The sequence below is a fragment of the Micromonospora sp. DT41 genome (assembly GCF_049841715.1).
GTDB lineage: Bacteria > Actinomycetota > Actinomycetes > Mycobacteriales > Micromonosporaceae > Micromonospora > Micromonospora profundi.
In genome coordinates, this window is record NZ_JBNCKU010000005.1 from 140,652 (window position 1) to 161,748 (window position 21,097).

General features: G+C 72.1%; 21 protein-coding genes. 10 read left to right on the top strand and 11 right to left on the bottom strand.

Annotation, left to right across the window (positions count from 1 at the left end; translation table 11 throughout):
• Positions 1–10: 10 nt before the first annotated feature.
• The 4 genes from ACLQ23_RS11460 to ACLQ23_RS11475 form a co-directional block, all read right to left on the bottom strand.
• A complete protein-coding gene (locus tag ACLQ23_RS11460) occupies positions 11–592 on the bottom strand; it encodes a TetR/AcrR family transcriptional regulator (protein ID WP_355587340.1) in 582 nt (193 codons plus the stop codon).
• The gene (locus ACLQ23_RS11465; protein WP_355587343.1) at positions 589–1,386 is read right to left on the bottom strand and encodes an ABC transporter permease; all 798 of its coding nucleotides are present in this window, start codon (positions 1,384–1,386) and stop codon (positions 589–591) included. Before ACLQ23_RS11465 ends, ACLQ23_RS11460 begins: the two co-directional genes overlap by 4 nt.
• 11 nt (positions 1,387–1,397) lie before the next feature.
• Complete coding sequence (locus ACLQ23_RS11470) at positions 1,398–2,351, bottom strand: ATP-binding cassette domain-containing protein (RefSeq protein WP_425880626.1); 954 nt, start codon at positions 2,349–2,351, stop codon at positions 1,398–1,400.
• A 125-nt stretch (positions 2,352–2,476) separates the two neighbouring features.
• A complete protein-coding gene (locus ACLQ23_RS11475; protein ID WP_425734990.1) occupies positions 2,477–3,523 on the bottom strand; it encodes a DUF4192 domain-containing protein in 1,047 nt (348 codons plus the stop codon).
• A 162-nt stretch (positions 3,524–3,685) separates the two neighbouring features.
• Here ACLQ23_RS11475 and ACLQ23_RS11480 point away from each other — a divergent pair, with 162 nt between their 5' ends.
• The 5 genes from ACLQ23_RS11480 to ACLQ23_RS11500 all read left to right on the top strand — a co-directional run bounded on the left by ACLQ23_RS11480 (position 3,686) and on the right by ACLQ23_RS11500 (position 10,385).
• Positions 3,686–4,600 (top strand): fructosamine kinase family protein, encoded by a 915-nt coding sequence (locus ACLQ23_RS11480; RefSeq protein ID WP_425880627.1) that lies wholly within the window; start codon positions 3,686–3,688, stop codon positions 4,598–4,600.
• A complete protein-coding gene (gene moaA, locus ACLQ23_RS11485; protein WP_355587350.1) occupies positions 4,597–5,610 on the top strand; it encodes a GTP 3',8-cyclase MoaA in 1,014 nt (337 codons plus the stop codon). The genes ACLQ23_RS11480 and moaA overlap by 4 nt, the downstream gene beginning before the upstream one ends.
• 3 nt (positions 5,611–5,613) lie before the next feature.
• Positions 5,614–5,868, top strand: coding sequence for a MoaD/ThiS family protein (locus tag ACLQ23_RS11490; RefSeq protein WP_355587352.1), 255 nt, complete (start codon positions 5,614–5,616; stop codon positions 5,866–5,868).
• Positions 5,869–5,881: 13 nt separating this feature from the next.
• Positions 5,882–7,126 (top strand): metallophosphoesterase, encoded by a 1,245-nt coding sequence (locus tag ACLQ23_RS11495; RefSeq protein WP_355587354.1) that lies wholly within the window; start codon positions 5,882–5,884, stop codon positions 7,124–7,126.
• Positions 7,127–7,187: 61 nt separating this feature from the next.
• Entirely contained in the window at positions 7,188–10,385 is a 3,198-nt protein-coding gene (locus tag ACLQ23_RS11500) for a UvrD-helicase domain-containing protein (protein ID WP_425880628.1), read from the top strand.
• 47 nt (positions 10,386–10,432) lie between these two features.
• Here the strand turns inward: ACLQ23_RS11500 and ACLQ23_RS11505 are convergent, their stop codons facing one another.
• Both ACLQ23_RS11505 and ACLQ23_RS11510 read right to left on the bottom strand, forming a co-directional pair.
• Complete coding sequence (locus ACLQ23_RS11505; RefSeq protein WP_425734986.1) at positions 10,433–11,062, bottom strand: prepilin peptidase; 630 nt, start codon at positions 11,060–11,062, stop codon at positions 10,433–10,435.
• A gap of 10 nt (positions 11,063–11,072) precedes the next feature.
• Positions 11,073–12,071, bottom strand: a complete 999-nt coding sequence (locus ACLQ23_RS11510) for an EamA family transporter (protein ID WP_425734985.1) — start codon at positions 12,069–12,071, stop codon at positions 11,073–11,075.
• A gap of 437 nt (positions 12,072–12,508) precedes the next feature.
• Here ACLQ23_RS11510 and ACLQ23_RS11515 point away from each other — a divergent pair, with 437 nt between their 5' ends.
• The 3 genes from ACLQ23_RS11515 to ACLQ23_RS11525 all read left to right on the top strand — a co-directional run bounded on the left by ACLQ23_RS11515 (position 12,509) and on the right by ACLQ23_RS11525 (position 15,231).
• Positions 12,509–13,009 (top strand): LppU/SCO3897 family protein, encoded by a 501-nt coding sequence (locus ACLQ23_RS11515; RefSeq protein ID WP_355588434.1) that lies wholly within the window; start codon positions 12,509–12,511, stop codon positions 13,007–13,009.
• A gap of 419 nt (positions 13,010–13,428) precedes the next feature.
• Complete coding sequence (locus ACLQ23_RS11520) at positions 13,429–13,836, top strand: LppU/SCO3897 family protein (protein ID WP_355588436.1); 408 nt, start codon at positions 13,429–13,431, stop codon at positions 13,834–13,836.
• A gap of 153 nt (positions 13,837–13,989) precedes the next feature.
• On the top strand, positions 13,990–15,231 hold the full coding sequence (locus tag ACLQ23_RS11525) for an ATP-binding protein (RefSeq protein WP_355587364.1): 1,242 nt from the start codon (positions 13,990–13,992) through the stop codon (positions 15,229–15,231).
• 22 nt (positions 15,232–15,253) lie between these two features.
• Here the strand turns inward: ACLQ23_RS11525 and ACLQ23_RS11530 are convergent, their stop codons facing one another.
• The gene (locus tag ACLQ23_RS11530; protein ID WP_355587367.1) at positions 15,254–15,802 is read right to left on the bottom strand and encodes a GNAT family N-acetyltransferase; all 549 of its coding nucleotides are present in this window, start codon (positions 15,800–15,802) and stop codon (positions 15,254–15,256) included.
• 137 nt (positions 15,803–15,939) lie between these two features.
• On the opposite strand from ACLQ23_RS11530, the gene ACLQ23_RS11535 reads away from it, so the two are divergent.
• Both ACLQ23_RS11535 and ACLQ23_RS11540 read left to right on the top strand, forming a co-directional pair.
• Positions 15,940–16,488: a DoxX family protein gene (locus ACLQ23_RS11535; RefSeq protein ID WP_355587370.1), complete on the top strand. Its 549-nt coding sequence runs from the start codon at positions 15,940–15,942 to the stop codon at positions 16,486–16,488.
• A 215-nt stretch (positions 16,489–16,703) separates the two neighbouring features.
• Positions 16,704–18,149: a glycosyltransferase 87 family protein gene (locus tag ACLQ23_RS11540; protein WP_355629324.1), complete on the top strand. Its 1,446-nt coding sequence runs from the start codon at positions 16,704–16,706 to the stop codon at positions 18,147–18,149.
• A 4-nt stretch (positions 18,150–18,153) separates the two neighbouring features.
• Here the strand turns inward: ACLQ23_RS11540 and ACLQ23_RS11545 are convergent, their stop codons facing one another.
• The 4 genes from ACLQ23_RS11545 to moaC all read right to left on the bottom strand — a co-directional run bounded on the left by ACLQ23_RS11545 (position 18,154) and on the right by moaC (position 20,855).
• Positions 18,154–18,582, bottom strand: a complete 429-nt coding sequence (locus ACLQ23_RS11545) for a molybdenum cofactor biosynthesis protein MoaE (RefSeq protein WP_425880629.1) — start codon at positions 18,580–18,582, stop codon at positions 18,154–18,156.
• Positions 18,579–19,835: a molybdopterin molybdotransferase MoeA gene (locus ACLQ23_RS11550; protein WP_425880630.1), complete on the bottom strand. Its 1,257-nt coding sequence runs from the start codon at positions 19,833–19,835 to the stop codon at positions 18,579–18,581. The genes ACLQ23_RS11545 and ACLQ23_RS11550 overlap by 4 nt, the downstream gene beginning before the upstream one ends.
• A 61-nt stretch (positions 19,836–19,896) precedes the next feature.
• Positions 19,897–20,367, bottom strand: coding sequence for a MogA/MoaB family molybdenum cofactor biosynthesis protein (locus ACLQ23_RS11555; RefSeq protein WP_425880631.1), 471 nt, complete (start codon positions 20,365–20,367; stop codon positions 19,897–19,899).
• Positions 20,364–20,855 carry a cyclic pyranopterin monophosphate synthase MoaC gene (moaC, locus tag ACLQ23_RS11560; RefSeq protein ID WP_377672306.1) on the bottom strand — a complete coding sequence of 164 codons (492 nt, stop codon included), beginning with the start codon at positions 20,853–20,855 and terminating at the stop codon, positions 20,364–20,366. The genes ACLQ23_RS11555 and moaC overlap by 4 nt, the downstream gene beginning before the upstream one ends.
• Positions 20,856–21,097: the final 242 nt, after the last annotated feature.

Genomic DNA, 21,097 nt, shown 5'->3' on the forward strand with positions numbered 1-21,097 from the left:
CGAACGTCAGCTACATCCTTCGACGGACAGCCCCGGGCGCCCGAGCGCCGTCGAGGAAGAGCGCGACGAGCTGGGCGCTGCCGTCAGGTTCCTGAGCGAGGTCGGTCGCGCGTACGAGGTGGAGGAACGCGTTCATGAGGAACCAGGGATCACCCGTGACGTCTCCGGCCTCGACCGCTGCGCGAAAAAGCTCGGCGACCGGGTTGAGGACGCCGCTGACGTACCGCTGCGACACGTCGGTCCGTGTCTCCTCGGAGACGAGGTCGAGCGCGTCGTAGACACGCTGCTCGAAGGAGATGGCCCGGGGGGAGTGCTCCGCCGACACGACTGCGAGCGTCCGCAGCTTCTCCTCAAGCGTCCCTTCGGTCGTCAGCGCCGCCGCGAGGCGGGCACGGAGGTCTTCGACGAACCTCAGCGCGACTGCCGCGTAGAGGTCCTCCTTGCCACCGGGAAAGTGGTGGTAGATGGACGGCTTCTGGATGCCCACCGTCCGCGCTACTGCGACCAGGGACACGCCCTGATAACCCACGGCGGCCAACTGCTGGCTGAAGGCGTCCAGGATCTGCGACCGGGTGTCTGCTGTGGCGGTCATCGGTTCCTCCGAGCGTGGTTGACGGCCAGGACGCAGGCGGCGACTCCAGCGACGACAAGCGCGCTGAGTGCGGTGAGAGCAATTGGCGCGGCCGAGAGCGCGGCAGCGCTCTCGAGCTGGCGGGCGGTGTCCACGACGTAGGTGAGCGGGTTGACGGTCGCGATCACGCGCATCCAACCGGCGAGCTCGTCCAGCGGAGCGAACACCCCTGTGAAGAACGACAGCCCGAACACCGCGAGAGTGACAAGGTTGGTGCTCGTCGCCGAGCCCGACCGGATCGCGACGGCGATGCTGAGCAGGGCGATGCCCAGGCCGAGCACGAGCATCAGGACGATCATGGCTGTCACCCCCGCCCAGCTCCCGGGCCGGTAGCCGATGAGCACCGCCCCGACGATCGTGGTGAGCATTCCGATGATGACGGCGACGAGCGCAGCGATGACGGCACCCAGGAGGAACGGCGTGGCGGTGCCGTGCGCCAACCGAAGTCGATCGAGGTAACCACTTGTGACATCGCGTAGAACGAGAGTCCCTGCGGTACCGGCGGCGGTTGCCACTCCGGTGAGCAGGATCAGTGGCAGCAGGAACGAGATGAAGCTGCCCCCCGCGAGATAGCCGCTGCCCACGGTGCTGAGCTGCCCGGAGTAGATGAGCAGGAAGAACAGCGACTGTGCGACAGGGGCCACCAGGAGGGCCGGAGAACGCAGGACGACGCGGGTGCAGCGCCTGGTCGCGGCGACGGCGACCGGAAGCGCGGTCCTGCGCGCGGGAACGAGAGAGATGTCGAGAAGACTCACGTGTGGCGTCCTTACCGGAGGTGGTCGGGCCCGCGTCCGCGGGCGGCGAGGGCGACGAAGACGTCGTCGAGCGAGGGTTCGGTCAGGCGGAACTCCTCGATTCCGCCGGCGAACCGGCCGATGTCGTCAAGTGCTGTCTTCAGCGCCTCCGGGTCGCCGGAGAGCGCGAGCCGCACCGTTCGGGGTTCGTCGGTCTCAGCGCGGAACGGCGCCCGCGAGGAGGTCAGGAACGTCCGCGTGGTGGGTTCGTCAGTCAGCCCGAGGGTCAGGGTGCGTTCCCCGACCCACCGTTTCAAGGACTCCGGGGAGCCCTGCGCGGTGACGGCGCCGTCGCGGAGGACCACTACGTCGGTGGCGAGGACATCGGCCTCGTGGAGATCCTGGGTGGAGATCAGGAGGGTCCGGTCGTTCCGGTTGAGTCGCCTCAGCTCGTTCCAGAACTCGAGGCGGCTGAGGGGATCGAGGCCGGTGGTCGGCTCGTCGAGGATCACGATCGGGGGTTCGGAGACCAGGGCCACGGCAATGTCGACCTTACGGCGCGTTCCACCGGACAGCTTCGAGATCTGTGTCCTGTGCTGGTCCTCCAGGCCGAAGAGTTCGAGAAGATCCCGGGTACGGCGTGCGGCGACAGTGCGGTCGAGCCCGAGGGCGACACCTTGGAAGGTGAGAACCTCGGTCGGGGTGGCGAGTGGGTCCAGTGCGTTGGCCTGCGGCGTCAGCCCGATGAGTCGGCGGGCTTCGCGGGTGTGCGTGACAGTGTCGTGGCCTTCGACGGTGACTGTGCCGGACGTCGGGGTGCGCAGCGTGGCGATGATCTCCAGGAGGGTGGATTTCCCCGCCCCGTTGTGACCGAGGACCACGGTACGACTGCCACGTTCGACCGTCAGCGAGAGCCGATCCAGTGCGTTCCGGGTGCCGTAGGACTTCGTCAGGTCGCTGACGGAGATCGTTGAGGTGGCGGTCATGGAATCCAACCTACCTATCGGTAGGTAGGCTGGCCGGCCGAAGTGACGCAGCAGACACCGCGCTGCTGGTGGCGATGCTCGGCGCGCGGGCCGAGGTGGTGGTCACGCTTCGGGTCAAGGGTCGGTCAGCTACGGCCACGCCGACGCCTCCTGCGGGGGCGGATCACCCCCGGCATCCCGACCGAGGGCCAGCCGTCCAGCTCGGACGGGGGCACGCCGCGCCGCAGCAGGTCGTCCAGGAGCAGGGCGAGCGAGTAGTCCGGGTGCAGGCCGAGCGTCCGCTCCAGCGCGACGGCCGCCAGCGCCCCCTGCCCGGCTCGCCACGCGGCGAACGCCAGCAACGCACCAGGCGCGGCGGTGAACTCCGGCTCGGCCCGGCGCAGCACGTCGGTCCAGAGAGCGATGTCCCGGTCACGGCCGTCGGTGCGTTCCCAGGCGTGGTCGCGGACCGGCAGGTGAGTAAGCAGCAGACACAGCCAGGCCACCTCGTCGTCGTCGAGCAGCTCGTCGCGACGCTGGCGGCGCTGTGCCTCCCGGACCGCCGTCGCACCGGCGGAGCGCACCGCCCGACCGCCGAGCAGATCACTGGCGGGAGCACGCTCGATCAGGTCGGCCAGTCGCCGGTCGGCCCTGACCGTGGCGGCGCGTAGCGCGTCCCGGGCGGGGCCCTGAACCGGAGCGACCTGCGCCACGAGGGCGGCCCGGTCAGGCAGCGCCACCTGGCCGGCGAAGACGGCCGACGCGGTGACAGGGCTTGCCACCGGGTCGTAGCGCCGACCCTCGGGTGGGCAGCAGTCGGCCTCCGTGCAGAGGTAGGACCACCATCGACCGTCGGTCACCCGCAGCGCGTCGAGGACGTCCAGGCCGGCATTCGTCAGGGCGGCGCGGACGGCGTCCACGCTCGGGGTCACCCGGTCGGGCGGCCCGTAACCCACGACTGTGGCGGCCTCCGCGCCCTGGCGGTGGATCACTCCGGCGAGGTGCCGAGCCTGGTCGACCGGATCGGTGGACGGGTCGGGCAGGTCGGCGCGAGCGGCGAAGATGATCTGCCGGCCGAGCAGCGCCACAGCGACCACACTGTCGGCGGGATGGAAGCCGAGCAGGTACGGCACGGCGGCGAGCAGGTCGGCGGGTGAGCGGACGGCGAGCTGCGGGCGTTCGGTCGAGGTCATGTCGGCAGCCTGCGGGGCGGCCACCCGGCTGCGCCGCCCCTGTGGATGACACGCGGCTTATCCACAGCTACGCAGCGTATTTGGCCTGGTAATCGTCGGTCACGTATGCCTCGATGTGGTCGCGTGCACCCGGGCGTCATGGGCAGCGGCTACCGTGCGCTGATGGACCTGGCGTACCTGCGCGCGCACCCGGCACACCTGCCGACGTTCCTGACCCATCAGCGGATCCGGGAGACGCCTGTCGCCGGTGGGCACATCTGCGCCGCCGCTCGGCTCACCCTTGACGACGGCCACTCGATCTTCACCAAGTCCTGGCCGGAGCGGGCCGACCAGCCGTCGCCGGAGGGCTTCTTCGCCAGCGAGGCCGCCGGGCTGCGCTGGCTGCGGGAGGCCGGCGCTGTGGGCGTACCCGAGGTGATCGTGGCGCTGCCCGACCTGTTGGCGCTCGACTGGCTGGAGCCCGGCGAGCCGACGCCCACGGCGGCCGAGCGGTTCGGTAGGGAACTGGCCGGCCTGCACCGGGCCGGTCCGCCGGCCTTCGGTGCGACCTGGCCCGGCTTCGTCGGGGCGCTCCCGCAGGACAACACCGTCGACGACCGGCAGTGGTCGACGTGGTTCGCCGAGCGTCGACTCGTCCCCTACCTGCGTCGATCGGTCGACGGTGGCGCGTTGGAGGGTGCCGACGCGGCGTTGGTCGAGCAGGTCATCGGCCGGATCGGCGAGTTCGGCGGGGACGAACCGCCCGCACGCATCCACGGTGACCTGTGGCCGGGCAATGTGCTGTGGGGTGCCGACGGGCGGGTCTGGCTTGTCGACCCGGCGGCGCACGGCGGGCACCGGGAAACAGATCTCGCCCAGTTGGCGCTCTTCGGCGGCATCCCCCACCTGGACCGGGTCCTGGCGGCCTACCGGGAGACCTGGCCGCTGCCGGACGGCTGGCGCGCCCGGGTGCCCCTGCATCAGCTGCATCTGCTGCTCGTGCACACGGCGCTCTTCGGTGCCAGCTACCGGGATGCGGTCGTCCAGGCCGCCGGTGCCGCTCTGGGCGGGTTCGAGCGCGCTACGGTCGACAGGTGAGCGTCGCCCCGCCGACCGACGGCGTCCTCGTCGACCGGTACGGCCGCGTCGCGCGGGACCTTCGCGTGTCCCTCACGGACAAGTGCAACCTTCGGTGCACCTACTGCATGCCGGCCGAAGGGCTGCCCTGGCTCGCGGGTCCGCAGTTGCTGACCGACGACGAGATCGTCCGGCTGGTCCGGGTGGCCGCCGAGAGGCTCGGCGTGACCGAGGTGCGGTTCACCGGCGGTGAGCCACTGATCCGACCCGGGCTGGTCGGCATCGTGGCAGCGGTCGCCGCACTCACGCCCCGCCCGCGCATCTCGCTCACCACGAACGGCATCGGCCTGGACCGGCTGGCCCCCGCGCTGGCCACTGCCGGCCTGGATCGGGTGAACGTCTCGCTGGACACCTTGGACGCGGCCCGGTTCACGCAGCTGACCCGCCGCCCCCGCCTGGACGCGGTGCTCGTCGGCCTCGCCGGAGCGGCCGCCGCCGGGCTCAACCCGGTGAAGATCAACTCTGTGTTGATGCGCGGCGTCAACGAGGACGAGGCACCGGCGCTGCTCCGCTTCGCCGTCGACCACGGCTACCAGCTGCGGATCATCGAGCAGATGCCGCTTGACGCGCAGCACGGCTGGGACCGCACCACGATGGTTACCGCCGAGGAGATCCTGGCCTCCCTGCGTACCAGGTTCGATCTCAGCCCCGACCCGGCCGAGCGCGGCGCTGCCCCGGCGGAGACCTGGTTGGTCGACGGCGGCCCGGCCCGGGTCGGCGTGATCGCCAGCGTCACCCGCCCCTTCTGCGGAGACTGCGACCGCACCCGGCTGACCGCCGACGGCCAGGTCCGCGCCTGTCTGTTCGCCACCGAGGAATCCGACCTGCGGGCGGCCCTGCGCGGCGGCGCGACCGACGACGAGTTGGCCCAGCGGTGGCGCACCGCGATGTGGGGCAAGCGTGCCGGCCACGGCATCGACGACCCGACGTTCCTCCAGCCGACCCGGCCGATGTCAGCGATCGGGGGCTGAGCTGTGACCCAGGACCAGCTGACCGTCCGCTACTTCGCCGGCGCGCGTGCCGCCGCCGGGCGCTCCGAGGAGACGACGCCCGCGGGCCGGTCGCTCGACGACCTCACCGCTGACCTGGTCCAGCGGCACGGTGATCGGCTCGCCGCCGTCCTGCGGGTCGCCAGTTTCCTCGTGGACGGCGTCACCTGTCATGATCGGCAGGCACCCCTGCCCGGCGGGGCCACGATCGATGTCCTGCCCCCGTTCGCGGGCGGCTGAGGGAGGCGCACGGATGTTGGCGGTACTCGGGTTCGTGACCGTGCTGGCTGTGGTCACCGGCCTCATCCACCTCTACCTGTGGAAGCGGCTGATCCGCGACACCACCGCGCCGGGCCGCTGGCGACGGGTCGGCGGGATCGCCGCCCTTGTGCTGGCGCTGCTCGTGCCGGCCACCATGGCCGGCACGCAGGCCGGTCTCTACTGGCTCGCCTGGCCGGGCTACCTCTGGCTCGCGCTGATGTTCTACCTGCTTGTCGTCCTCGTCGTGCTGGAAGTGCCGATGCTTGTGGCCCGGCTGGCGCTCCGCCGCCGCGTGACCGCCGCCGAGCCGACCACCGCGGCGCCCGAGCCGGTGCTCGTCGGCGCCGCCGGGCCCACCGAGCCGCCGGCAGCCGCCGCCATGCGGGCACCGGATCACGACCCGGCCCGCCGGCTGCTGCTGGCCCGCGGGGCGGCCATCTTCGCCGGCCTCACCGCCACCGGCATCACCGGGTACGGCATCCGCACGGCCCTCGGCCCGCCACAACTCGACCGGGTGCAGATCCCGCTCGCCAAGCTCCCGCGCAGCATGGACGGCCTGCGCATCGCCACCGTCTCCGACATCCACATCGGCCCGCTGCGTGGCCGTGCGCACACCGAGCGGATCGTCGCCGCGATCAACCGACTCGACGCCGACCTGGTGGCTGTCGTCGGTGACCTGGTCGACGGCTCGGTCGCCGAGTTGGGCTCGGCCGCCGCGCCACTGCGTGACCTGCGTTCGAGGTACGGCAGCTTCTTCGTCACCGGCAACCACGAGTACTACTCGGGGGTGGAGGAGTGGGTCCAGGAGGTGGACCGGCTCGGCCTGCGGGTCATGCAGAACAAGCGGCAGGAGATCCAGGCCCGGGGCGGCGTGCTCGACCTGGCCGGTGTGAACGACCTGTCCGGCACGGGCACCGGCCTCGCTGCTGGCCCGGACTTCGCCGCCGCCCTCGGTGATCGCGATCCGAGCCGCCCGGTGGTGCTGCTCGCGCACCAGCCGGTGGCAGCGAAGGAAGCGGCCCGCTACGGCGTCGACCTGCAACTCTCCGGGCACACCCACGGTGGGCAGATGGTGCCGTTCAACCTCGCCGTCCGTCTGGAACAGCCGGTGGTCAGTGGCCTCGGTGAGGTCGACGGCACCAAGGTCTATGTGACAAACGGCGCCGGTTTCTGGGGTCCGCCGGTGCGGGTCGGCGCCGAACCGCAGATCACCCTTGTGGAGTTGCGCTCGTCATAGCGGACGTCACGTCCGCGCGTGGCGGTAGGCGGTCGGCATGGCGCACGTGACAGGATGCGGCGTGCCCCCGTTCAGCGCCGTACCCCCCGGTGGCTTCCCGCCTTTCGTCGCGGACCTGCACATCCACTCGAAATATTCGCGCGCGTGCAGCCGCGATCTCACGCTGCCGAACCTCGCGTGGTGGGCCCGCCGCAAGGGCATCGCCCTGCTCGGCACCGGCGACTTCACCCATCCCGCCTGGTACGACCACCTGCGGGAGACGCTGCGCCCGGCCGAGCCGGGTCTCTACCGCCTCGACCCGGAGGCGGAACGCGACATCGCCCGCCGGCTGCCGCCGCGCCTCGCCGGCACCACCGACGCGGACGCGGTCCGGTTCATGCTGAGCGTGGAGATCTCCACCATCTACAAGCGGGACGACCGCACCCGCAAGGTCCACCACCTGATCTACCTGCCGGACCTGGAGGCGGTGGCCCGGTTCAACACCGCGCTGGGGCGGATCGGCAACCTCGGCTCGGACGGCCGGCCGATCCTCGGTCTGGACTCCCGGGACCTGCTGGAGATCACCCTGGAGGCGAGCCCGGACGGCTACCTGGTCCCGGCGCACATCTGGACGCCGTGGTTCTCGGCGCTGGGCTCGAAGTCCGGCTTCGACGCGATCGCCGACTGCTACGCCGACCTGGCCGAGCACATCTTCGCTGTGGAGACCGGGCTCTCCTCCGACCCGGCGATGAACTGGCGGGTCGGCAGCCTGGACGGCTACCAACTGGTCTCCAACTCCGATGCGCACTCCCCACCGGCGCTGGGCCGCGAGGCGACGGTGCTGGCGGCCGAACGGGACTACTTCGCCATCCGGGAGGCGCTGCGGACCGGCGACGGTCTCGCCGGCACCATCGAGTTCTTCCCCGAGGAGGGCAAGTACCACGCGGACGGGCACCGGCTGTGTGGGGTCAACTGGTCCCCGGAGCGCACCCGGGCGGCCGACGGGCGCTGCCCCGAGTGCGGCAAGCCGCTCACAGTGGGCGTCCTCAGCCGCATCGAGGAGTTGGCCGACCGCCCGGACGGGCACCGACCGGCACACGCCCGCGACGTTACCCACCTGGTGCCGCTCGCCGAGATCCTCGGTGAGATCAACAAGGTGGGCGCGCGTTCGAAGAAGGTGGAGGGGCGGCTCAACGAGTTGCTCGCAGCGCTCGGCCCCGAACTGGAGATCCTCACCACCACTCCGTTGCCGGACATCGCCCAGGCCGGTGGCGAGTTGCTCGCGGAGGGCATCGGTCGACTGCGGCGCGGCGACGTACGCCGGGTGCCCGGTTACGACGGCGAGTACGGCGTCATCACCCTCTTCGATCCGGCGGAGCTGGGAACGGGTGCCGGCGCGGCACAGGAGACGCTGTTCGACGTACCCGTGCCGGCTCAGCGGCGGCCCACGGAGCCGGCAGCCCGCTCGGCGGCCAAGCGCCCGGCGGCGGCGAAGGCGGAGCCGAAACGGAAGGCTCCGGCACCGCCTCCTGCTCCGCCGATCGCGTCGCCGCCCTCGCCGCACGAGCCGTTCGAACCGATGCTCGCGGGGATGGAGGAGGTAGGCACCGGTCTGCTGGACCGGCTGGACGCGATGCAGCGGGTTGCCGCGTCCGCGCCCGGCGGTCCGCTGCTCATCGTGGCCGGACCGGGCACCGGAAAGACCCGTACGCTCACCCACCGGATCGCGTACCTCTGCGCGGAGCTGAACGTCTTTCCCGAGCACTGCCTGGCCATCACCTTCACCCGGCGGGCGGCCGAGGAGCTGCGGCACCGCCTCGACAGCCTGCTCGGCCCGGTCGCCGAGGACGTCACAGTGGGTACGTTCCACGCGCTGGGGCTGACCATCCTGCGGGAGAACGCCGAGGCTGCGGGCCTGCCGGCCGGCTTCCGGATCGCCGACGACGGCGAGCGCGCGGCGGCCCGGTCGGAGGCCGGTGACGACCTGGCCGGCTACGTCGCGCTGCTGCGTAAGCAGGACCTGGTCGACCTGGACGAGCTGGTGAGCCTGCCGGTGGAGCTGCTGCGGGCCGACCGGAAGCTTGTCGAGCGGTACCGGGACCGCTGGCGGTGGATCTTCGTCGACGAGTACCAGGACGTCGACGCGGTGCAGTACGAGCTGCTGCGGCTGCTCAGCCCCGCCGACGGCAACCTGTGCGCGATCGGCGACCCGGACCAGGCGATCTACTCGTTCCGGGGCGCCGACGTCGGCTACTTCCTGCGCTTCTCGGAGGACTTCACCGACGCCCGGCTGGTCCGGCTCAACCGCAACTACCGCTCTTCGGCGCCCATCCTTGCCGCCGCCGTGCAGGCCATCGCGCCGTCCTCGCTGGTGCGTGGCCGGCGACTGGACCCGGCCCGACTCGACCCGGAGGCGCCGCTCGTCGGCCGCTACCCGGCGGCGTCGGTCGCCGAGGAAGCCGACTTCGTGGTCCGTACCGTCGACGAACTGGTCGGCGGGCTGTCCCACCGCTCGCTGGACTCGGGCCGGATCGACGGCCGGTCCACCACCCTGTCGTTCTCCGACATCGCCGTGCTGTACCGCACCGACGCGCAGGCCGCCCCGATCGTGGACGCCCTGGCCCGGGCCAACATCCCGGTGCAGAAGCGCTCGCACGACAGGCTGCGGGACCGACCCGGGGTGGCAGCCATCGCCCGCGAGTTGCGGCACGCCGACGGGTTGGCCGGTTCGCTCGCCGCCCGGGTGCGCTTGGCCGGCCAGGTCGTCGCTGAACGGTTCGCGGTGCCCACCCTCGACGGCGCCGCCAGCACGGTACGCCCCGAGGACGTCCGCGCGGCCGTGGACCTGCTGACCCCACTGGCTCGCCGCTGCGGCGACGACCTGGAGATGTTCCTGTCGCAGTTGGCCACGGGCGCCGAGGTGGATGCCCTCGACCCGCGCGCCGAGGCGGTCACGCTGCTGACCCTGCACGCCGCGAAGGGCCTGGAGTTCCCTGTGGTGTTCCTGGTCGGTGCCGAAGACGGGCTGCTGCCGCTGCGCTGGCCCGGCTCGACACCCGACGAGGACGCGGTCGCCGAGGAACGCCGGCTCTTCTTCGTCGGCCTTACCCGCGCCCAGGACCGCCTGTACGTCAGCCACGCCGCCCGCCGCACCCGGCACGGTGTGGAGCGCGACTGCGTACCGTCACCGTTCCTCGGGTCCATCGACCCGGGCCTGTTCGAACGGTTCGGCGAGACCGAGCCGCGCCGCCCGAAGGACCGCCAGCTCCGCCTGATCTGACGCCTGGCGTGCCGGCTGCGCGGCAGGGCTCGACCGGTGCGGCGGCGTCAATGCATCATCGTGGCGAGCCAGGCGCCCGCGAGCAGTGCCGGGCCGAGCGGCAGCAGCGTGCCCCGGCGGACCCGCCGCGCGGCGAGCAGGCCGAGCACCACGGCACCGTGCAGCAGGTGCGGCAGGAACAGCCCGGCCAGCAGAGCATCCCGGCCGAGCCAGCCGAGCGGCAGGCCGAGTACGCCAGCGAGCTTCACGTCCCCGAAGCCCAGCCGGGAGCCGGGCAGCACGGCCAGCAGCACGTGCGCCGCGCCGGCGACCGCCGCGCCGACCAACGCACCGATCAGCCGCCCGGGGGTGCCGGTCAGCAACGCAGCGCTGGTCAGGCCACCGAGGGCCACCGCACCGGCGGCGAGAACCAGCGGGTCGGGCAGCCGCAGGCAGGCCAGGTCGACAAGGGCCAGCACCAGCCCCACCGCCGCCACCGCGAGGAAGACCGGCAGCGCCGGGTCGTCACCGAGCGCGGCGGCAAGCCCGACGAACACGGCCGCCGCGAGCGGCGGACTGAGCCAGGCCCAGACACGCCGAGAGGGCGGCACGGTCGTGAAGCGCCACGCAACCAGGGGTACGACGCCACCGACAACCGCACCCAGCGACGCGACAGGCACCAGCGCGGCGGCCGACATGGACCGGAGGCTACCGCCGGTCGCCCGCTGGCGTGGCCCCCGATCGTGTAGCCGCGCTCTTGCGTCGAGGCCGTTCGGTGCTCACCACCAGAGCCACCCCGGCGACGAGGACGGCACCACCGAGCAGCACCTGCCCGGTGATCGGCTCGGCCACCAGCAGCGCACCCAGCGCCACCGCGACCGCCGGGTTCACATAGGCGTACGTCGAGACGAGCGAGATGGGTGCGTTGTGCAGCAGCCACACGTACGCAGTGAAGGCCACAAGCGAGCCGGCCACCATGAGGTAGACGAGTGCCAGCCAGGATCGGGTGCTTACCGACGCCGGATGGAAGTCGCGCAGCTCGCCCCGGAGGGCGGCGACGACGGCCAGCGCCACAGCGCCTGCGACCATCTCGTACACGGTGGCCACGAACGGGTCGGTGGGCATCCGGATCCGTCCCGACAGGAACGACCCGATCGACCAGGCGGTGGCCGCTGCCACCACTGTCAGCGCCCCGACCAGCGGCACCGCGTCCGTGCCGCCGCTGGGCAGCACCAGCAGGACCAGACCGGCGAAGCCCAGCGTGACCCCGGCGAACGTCCAGAGCGGTGGCCGGTCCCCGGTCGCGGAGCGCAGCAGCACGACGAGCAGCGGCACTGTCGCCACAAGCAGCGCGGCGATCCCCGAGGGCACCGCCACCCCGGGCGGCCCGGATTCGGCGAGCACCACCAGGCCGTTGCCGCCGGTGAGCAGGAGGACTCCGATAAGCGCGGCGGAGCCGAGTTGCCGCCGGTCCACCCGGAGGGCACCGGGCCCTCGGCGCAGTCGCAGCACCACCGCCAGCACCAGGGCGGCGGCGGCGAAACGCCCGGCGGCCGAGAGCAGCGGGGGAAGCGTCTCCACTGTGACCCGGATGGCCAGGTAGGTGGAGCCCCACAACAGGTAGACCACGATCAACGCGGTCCAGATCAGGGCCGGTGCGGCATCGGCGCGGCGGCCTGGTGCGGCACTCGGTGGGGATGAGGTCATCGGTGGACCACGCTACGGTGACTTCGAAGTCGGCGTCGTCCATTGGTGGCCGGCCTCTCACCAGCCTGGAGGGCGGCATGACGAACTACGGACCACCGGGTGGCGGCGTCGGGGGCCCGTGGCGTGGGCAGCGACCCGACGACACACCCGAACAGCGGGCTCGCCAGCCCTACCCACCTGCGGCGGAGTCCTACCCACCGGTGCCGCAGGGACCGCCGAGGTCCTACGGCGACGGTTCGTACGGCAGCGGCCCAGGGGTGCCCTACGGCGCCGAACGCGGGGCGCCCTATGGCGGCGGTCCCGGAACGCCCTACGGCGGCGAGAGCGGCGGGACGGCGTACGGAGGCGGCAACCCGGCGCCCTACGAGTCGGGCGCGCCCTACGGTGGCGCGTACCGGCCTGCCGAGGCGAGCCCGGCGTACGGCGGGGAGCCGTACCTGCCCGCCGGTGGCCCGTACGGCGGCGATCCCTCGCCCGCACCGGGTAGGCGTGGCCGGGGGCCGCTGATCGCGGTTCTGGGCGTCGTGCTGCTGCTCGTGGCCGGCGGTGGCGCGTACTGGTTCCTGCGCGGTTCGGACGACCCGGCCACTGTTGCCACCCCGACTGCTTCGGCTGCCGCCGGGGAGCCCGACGCGGACGTGCCCGCCCCGACCGATCCGCCGCCGAGCGCCGCGGCACCCGAGTCGTCTGCCGACCCGCGGTTCGCCAAGGTCGGCCAGTGCGTACGCAACGAGGGGCCTGCGGGCGGCAAACCGAAGCTGCTGATCAGCGACTGCGCGCCGAAGTCGTACGAGGTGCTGCGCCGCATCGATGGCGCGACAAGCGGTGAGCGCGACGCCGAGGCCAAGTGCGCCAAGGTCGAGGGCTACACCAACTGGTACTTCTTCGACAGCGAGTTGGACACCCTCGACTTCGTCCTCTGCCTCAAGCAGCGCTGAACCCACAGATTCCGGGGGATGACATGACGACCTACGGCCCGCCGCCCGACGAGGACCCGACCCGACAGCAGTGGGGCCCGCCGTCCGGCGGCGAGCCACCGACCGTACCCCGGTGGGAGCCCTCGCCCGGCGCGGAGCCGCCACCGGCCGCCTGGGGCCCTGCGCCGACCTCGGACGCGGGTCCTCCGACCCCGAGTTCCGGCGCTGGCCAGCCGCCGCCCGGCCCGTTCCCGCCCGCCGGCCCGCCTCCGGGCCAGTTCCCGCCTCCGGGCCAGTTCCCGCCGGCCGTCGCTCCTCCGGGCCAGGCGGGTCCGTTCCCGCCCTCAGGCCCGACTCCGGGCCCGTGGGGGCCGCCGGCGCCCGGTGGGTACGGGGTGCCGCCGGCCCCGCCAGCGAACCGGACCGGCCGGAAGGTCGCGCTGATCGTGGCGCTCGTGGTGCTGCTCGTGCTCTGCCCCTGTCTGGGTCTGGCCGGCTGGGCGGTCTGGAATGCCACCGACGGCGGTAACGAGGCAGCGCCAGCGCCGTCGGCGAGCGTTTCCGTCGTTCCGCCTGCGCTGCCCAGCGACGCGCCGAGCCCGGCCGAGCCGTCGCCGGACAGGGAGGAGTTCGCCAGGGGCGACTGCGTGGTCAACGACGGCACCGAGGCCGATGCGGATCTGCGCAAGGTGCCGTGTGGGCCGGACACCTACCAGGTGCTGCTGCGGATTCCTGCGACTACCGACGGGGACCGGTGCAAGACGCTTGCGCCGCAGGCCACCGCCAACTACGTGCACGACAACACTGTCGACCTGTTCGACTACGTGCTCTGCCTGAAGAAGCGCTAGGCGATTGACAAAACTAGGGCTGTCTAGCGTGGACGCTAGACAGCCCTAGTTTTTTGTCGACGGCCCTGACTCCTGTCGGCGGCCCCGACACGCCGGTAGCTCCGTCTATCCATGTCTAGCCTGGCAGCTAGACGGGCCGATACTCTGCGATGCGTGGATCCGGTCCGCAACCCCTACGCCCCGGGCGCAGGCCAGCGCCCGCCCGAACTCGCCGGGCGGGGGCGGGAGCTCGACGTCTTCGACATCGTGCTGGAACGCATCGCCAGGGGCCGCCCTGAACGCAGCCTGATGCTCACCGGGCTTCGCGGCGTCGGCAAGACCGTCCTGCTCAACACTCTGCGGTCGCAGGCGATCAACCACCTCTGGGGCAGCGGCAAGATCGAGGCACGTCCGGACCAGTCACTGCGCCGCCCCGTCGCCGCCGCGCTGCACATGGCGGTCCGCGAACTCGCGCCCCGGCACCGCGCGCCCGACCGGATCGATGCCTTCCTCGGCGTCCTCAAGGCGTTCGCCCAGCGGTCCGCACCGGTCGGGCGCGCCGGGGCGTCCCCGAAGCTGCGCGACAGGTGGCAACCCGGCATCGACGTTCCCGCCGCAAGCGGTCGGGCCGACTCCGGCGACATCGAAATCGACCTCGTCGAGCTGCTCAGCGACGCCGCCGCAGTGGCCAGCGACGTGGGCACCGGCATCGCCATCTTCATCGACGAAATGCAGGACCTCGGTCCGGAGGACGTGTCGGCGCTCTGCGCCGCCTGCCACGAGCTGTCCCAGATCGGTGCGCCACTGATCGTCGTCGGCGCCGGGCTTCCGCACCTGCCGGCCGTGCTCAGCGCCGCGAAGTCGTACTCCGAGCGGCTCTTCCGCTACCAACGCATCGACCGCCTCGACCGGATCGCCGCCGACCAGGCGCTCTGCGCGCCGGCCGAGCGCGAAGAAGTGGAGTACGAGCAGAAAGCGCTCGATCTGCTCTACGAGAAGTCCGGCGGATACCCCTACTTCGTGCAGGCGTACGGGAAGGCGACCTGGGATCACGCGCCGCGCTCCCCGATCACCGCCGCCGACGTCCGGGTCGCCGCCCCGGAAGCGGAGGCCGAACTTGCAGTCGGCTTCTTCGGCTCCCGGTTCGAGCGGGCCACCCCGGCCGAACGCGAGTACATGCGGGCGATGGCCACGCTGTCCCTGGTGGACGGGGAGTCCAGCGGTGTCACGCGCGACGACATGGACGCCGCGGTGCCCACCGCGGAGATCGCCCGCGCGCTCAGCCGCAAGCCAGCCAGCCTCTCACCGGCCCGGGACGCGCTGATCAAGAAGGGGCTCATCTACTCCGGTGAGCGCGGCACCGTGGCCTTCACCGTCCCGCACTTCGGCCGGTACCTGCGTACCCAGCCGGCCTGACAGCACCGGGGCGCATCCGACGTCAGACCTTGGACCAGGGCGCCGGGAAGAGCACCTCACCTCGCGGTGGTGGTGCCTCGCCGCTCGTCGACGGCGGCAGGACAAGCGCCTGCCACGGCTCGCCGAGCCCGGACCACGGGCTTGTCAGGCCCAGATCGACGGCCGGCCCGAAGCCGAACCGCCGGTAGAAGGCCGGGGCGCCGAGCACCACCACCGTCCGCTCACCCAACTCGGTGGCCGCGTCCAGCGCGGCCTGCACCACCGCCGTGCCATGCCCCACCCGCTGGCGGTGGGGTGCGACGCCCACCGGCCCCAGCGCCAGGGCGAGGGCGTCGCCGCCCCGGTCCGGGCGCACCCGTACGCGGGTGAGCAGCGCGTACCCGACGACCTCACCGCCGTGCTCCGCGACCATGGCGAGCTCCGGCAGCCACGCCTCGGTGCCCCGCAGCTCGTCGACCAGGGCGACCTCCGGCGGTGTCGACACGTCCGGTCTGGCGAACGCGCCTGCCAGCACCCGACGCACCGACCCGGCGTCGGCCGGACCCTCGGGTCGGAGGCGCAGCGTCGTCACCCGCGCGACGTTACCCGTCGTGGCCGGTCCATCAGCGACTGTCGCTCAAATCGGCGTGGCGCGCGGCGTCCACGTCCACCGATCCGGATCCGGCGGTTGGCAGGGTAGCGAACGCCGCGACGGGGTATGACTGATCCATGACGCCCGTACGCTCCCTCGCCCGTGCAATGTTGAGCGGCATCTTCGTCGTCAGCGGATACCGCAACCTCCGTGCTCCGGAGCGGCTCGCCCAGAAGGCCGCGCCGGTGACCGAGCGGGCGACGCCGCTGCTGAAGAAGGTGCACCCCAACTTCCCGACCGAGACCGAGCAGCTGATCCGCATGAACGCGGCGGTGCAGCTCGGCGCCGGGCTGATGCTCGCCACCGGACGGCTGACGCGGCCCGCCGCGCTGGTCCTCGCCGGCACGCTCGTGCCGACGACCCTCGCCGGGCATCCTTTCTGGAACCAGGATGACGAACAATCCCTGCGTGACACGAACAAGGTTCACTTTCTGAAGAACATCGGTCTCCTCGGCGGTCTACTGCTCGCCGCAGCCGACACCGAGGGCAAGCCGGGTCTGCGGTGGCGCACCGGCCACCGCATCGGTCACTCTCGACGTTCCGTGGAGCGAGCCGTCCGTACGGCCAAGCGGGAGGCCCGGATCGCCGTCCGGTCCGCCGCGACCGCCCGACGCCTACCCGGCTGACCTGCGTCGATCTACCTCTCCGCTGCCTCCCACCCCCGCTAAGGCCGCGAATTACCTGAACCACCCGCTAGGCGTTAACGCGGTGGAAATGTCAAAAACATGTGTGGGATCGGACACGGTCGCATAACGCGGGAGGCACTGACGTGAGGCGCCGTTCTAGGCTCCGTGCAGGACCTGGACGGGTAGGACGACCTTGGTACGGGGGTGGCCACGCCATGCCGACGATTGTCGGTAGACGGGCGGACCGCCTCGCCCCAGTTCAACGCGTGATGCGTGGGATCGATCGCAGGAACGTCGTACGGGGTGCCATCGTGGCCGCCGTCGCCTATGCCGCATGGCTTGCCATCGGCGAGTTCGGGCGGCCGTACAACTTCTTCGACATGAAGATCTACCACGGCGCGGTGGTGTGGTGGGCGAGCGGTCACGAGCTCTACGAGTTCATCGCGCCCGGCACCACGCTCGGCTTCACCTACCCACCGTTCGCCGGGCTCGTCATGCTGCCGATGGCGCAGCTTCCGATCGCCGGCGCCGGCATGGTCAACGCGCTCGCCAGCATCGCCGCGTTGGCGCTGATCCTGGCCGGGCTGCTCCGACCCATCGTGGACCGGCTGGGCTGGCCCCTCTGGTTCACAGTGGCGGTGGCGGTGCCACTCGCCGTCGCCATCGAGCCGGGCCGGGAGACCCTCGGCTACGGCCAGGTGAACATCCTGCTGTTCGCCCTGATCATGGCCGACCTCATCGGGCTTCGGTGGCGCTCACGCCGGGGCACCCACTACGCCGCGACCGACGGCCCCCTGCTGCGCTTCGTCTACAGCGGCGCGTGGGCCGGTGCCGGCATCGGCCTGGCCACCGCCGTCAAGCTCACTCCGGCGCTGTTCATCGCCTACCTGCTGATCACCCGTCAGTGGCGGGTGGCGGCCACCGCGATCGGCACCACAATCGGCGTCACAGTGGCGAGCTTCGGCATCGTCGGCGACGAGTCACGGGCGTACTTCGGCAGCGTGTTGTGGCAGACCGAACGGGTCGGCGCGGCCGACATGACGCCCAATCAGTCGCTCGCCGGCCTGCTGGCCCGGTTGTACGACTCGATCGAGACTCCGGGGCTGCTCTGGTTCGCCTTCTCGGTGCTGATCCTGGCGCTCGGTCTGTCACGGGCGGCCAGTTCCCGCGCCGACGGTGACGAGTTGACGGCGTTCACTCTGGTCGGCCTCACCGCAAATGTGATCAGCCCGATCTCCTGGACGCACCACCTGGTCTGGGTGATCCCGGCGATCATCGTGCTGGCCGACGCGGCGGTCCGCCGCCGGGAGGCGAGTCGGAGCGTGGCGCAGCGCAGCAGCCAGGGTCAGGCTTTCGGCGGACTGACCGGGCTCAACAGCCTCCGCCCACCGATCTGGTACCCCACCCTGACCGGGCTGCGGCACGGCGTCGCGGCGGTCGGGCTCTACCTGCTCTTCCTGGTCTCCCCGATCTGGCCGTACGAGCACCAACTGCCGGAGGAGTCGCACTACCAGGACGGCCTGTTCGGCGCGCTCATGGAGAACTCGCTGGCTCTCGCGCTGATCGTGCTCGTCGCCGCGCTGCCGTGGCGGCCCGGCGCCGAGCCGGCGTTCTACGGGGAACGCCTCAACCGCGCCGCGCTCGTCAACGGTCGCCGCTGATCCGTCAGGGGCAGTTGACCCATTCCTCGGTGCCGTCGGCGAAGACCTGACGCTTCCAGATCGGCAACCGGGCCTTGGCCTCGTCGACGAGCCGTGCGCAGGCCGCGAAGGCGGCCGCGCGGTGCGCGGTGCTCACCGCGGCGACCAACGCCACGTCACCGATCGCCAGCGGGCCGACCCGGTGCGAGACCGCCACCGCGTAGACGTCGGGATCGGCGGCGATCTCGGCGGCAACGTCACGCAACACCTGGGCGGCGCTCGGGTGCCCTTCGTATTCGAGGCCCACCACCGGGCGCCCGTGGTCGTGGTCGCGGACCACACCCTGAAAGGAGACGACCGCCCCGGCCCGCCGGTCGGCGACCGCCGCCTCGTGCGCGGCGAGGTCGAGCGGCTGGTCGGTGACCTCACCGAACGTGATCACCGGTGCGGTCACGACGCCCACTCCCCAGGCAGCAGCGGCAGCGGCACGATCGGCACCCTGTCACCCGGCTCGCCGCTGGTGTCGGGCCGGATGACGGCGAAACCGTCGGCACCGGCGAGCCCTCGCAGCATCGCCGAACCGACGTGCCGCACCGGATGGGCGGTGCCGGCAGCACGGTCCAACCGGGCCAGCGCAAGGTGTGTGTGATTGCCCCGGCCGGGCACCGCCTCAGCCAACGTGGCCTGCGGCAACACCGGCATCGAGCGGCCCTGGAGCCCGGCGAGCAGCGGGGCGACGAGCGACACCAACGCGACGATCGCCGACTGGGGGTTGCCGGGCAGACCGGCGACGAACCGGACCCGACCGTCGTGGCCGGCCAGCCGTGCCAGCAGCATCGGGAAGCCCGGCCGGACCGCCACGGTGTTGACCACGTAGTCGGCGCCCAGCGCCTCCAGGGCCGGGTGCAGGTGGTCGACCGGGCCGTGCATCGTGCCGCCGGTCGTGCAGACCAGGTCGGCGTTTGCAAGCGCCGAGCGCAGCGCCGCCACGTGCGCGGGCAACGTGTCGGCCACCGGACCCACCACGTCGGACGGGCGGACCTGGCAGCCGTACCGCCGCAGCCACGACGGGACCGCCGGTCCCAGCGCGTCGCGTACCCGACCCGCCGAGGGCGGGCCCGTGGTGAGCAATTCGTCGCCGAAGACAAGCAGCGCGGCCCGCGGCGCCCGCCGGACGCGCAGCGTGTCGTGCCCGCAGGAGGCGGCCAGGCCGATCACCGCCGGGTCGACAGGCGTGCCGACCGGCAGAAGCTCCTCATCGGCGTACGCCTCCTCGCCCGGCTGCCGCCACTCCGGCGTCTGCCGGGGAGTGCCGCTGACCAGGCCATTCGTGACCGTGGACTCCTCGACGCGCAGCACGGCCGTGGCGCCCTCGGGCACCATGGCCCCGGTCGCGATCTCGACTGTCGTGCCGTCGTCCCCGAGCGGGGCGGGAGTGTTGCCGGCCAGCACCCGGCCGACGACGCGCCACGGCCCGTCGCCCCGCACAGCCCAGCCGTCCACGCTGGAGGTGGGAAAGGCGGGCAGGTCGGTGCGGGTGGTCAACGGCTCGGCCAGAGTCAGACCGTCGGTGTCGACAAGTGGCCGGGCGACGGCGGGGAGCGCGGCGGACAGGCCGACCGCGTACACCCGGGCCCGCGCCTCCTCCCACCCGGCCGGCGGGGGCGCGACGATCCGGTCCGCGGTTGGTGCGGTTTCCGTACTCACCGGTCGAGCCTATCGGGGCGGACGGCACCACACCTCCGGTGCCTGCACCCCCGGTGCCCGGTCAATGGTCGCCCCCGCGAAGTTGATCGACTGTGTGCCCGAGGATCGGCCCGAGCACGGCCAGCCCGTCGCGAGCGCCACCGGTCGAGCCCGGCAGGTTGACCACCAGCATCCGGCCCGCCACCCCCGCCAGCCCGCGGGACAGCACCGCGGTCGGCACCCGGTCGCGGCTGTGCGCGCGGATGGCCTCGGCGATGCCGGGGATCTCGTAATCCAGCAGGCCGCGGGTCACGTCCGGCGTGCGATCCGACGGGGTGACGCCGGTGCCACCGCTGGTCAAGACCACGTCGACGCCGTCGTCGAGAGCATTTTCCAGAGCCCTGCCGACCGGCTCACCGTCAGGCACCACCACCGGGTCGTCGACCTGACAGCCCAGCTCACGCAGGCCGGCGACGAGCAGCGGCCCACTGGTGTCGGCGTAGACGCCGGCAGCAGCCCGGTTGGACGCGACGATCACCCGCGCCCGGATCACGGCCGGTCCTCCGGCCGGACCCACTCGCCGGTCTTGCCGCCCTCTTTGCGCAGCACCCGGACCGCCTCCACCGAGGCCGCCGGATCGACAGCCTTGACCATGTCGACAAGGGCGAGACCAGCGACAGCCACCGCGGTGAGCGCCTCCATCTCGACGCCGGTCCGGTCCGCCGTGCGGGCGGTGGCGGTGATCTCCACCGTGTCGGCGGTCAGCCGCAGGTCGACTGTGACACCGTGCAGGGCGATCGGATGGCAGAGCGGGATCAGCTCCGGAGTGCGCTTGGCGCCCATGATCCCGGCCAACCGCCCGACCGCCAGCGCGTCGCCCTTGGGCAACCCGTCACGGTGCAACAGGTCGACAACCTCGGGCGTCGTCCGCAGGCGGCCCGCCGCCACGGCCAACCGGCCGGTCACCGGCTTGGCGGAGACGTCGACCATGCGGGCCGCGCCGGCGCGATCGACGTGGCTGAGCTGCGCGGGTTCGGTCACGGCGTGAGCCTATCGGTGCGGTACGACGTGAAGGTGCTCGGAAGGAGCGGCGGCCCGTTCACGTCGCCGGGTGCGTCAGCGCGCTCGCGGGATCGCCGCCCCTTCCTCACCGACCCGCCGCCGAGGCCACTGGGGAAACCTGGCAGCAGGCGTCGTGTCGACGACCCGGTTCTGCCCCAGGGGCAGAACCTCCCCCGTCCGCCGATACGCGGCAGAAGCTACCGAGGCTGGCGATAAGAAAT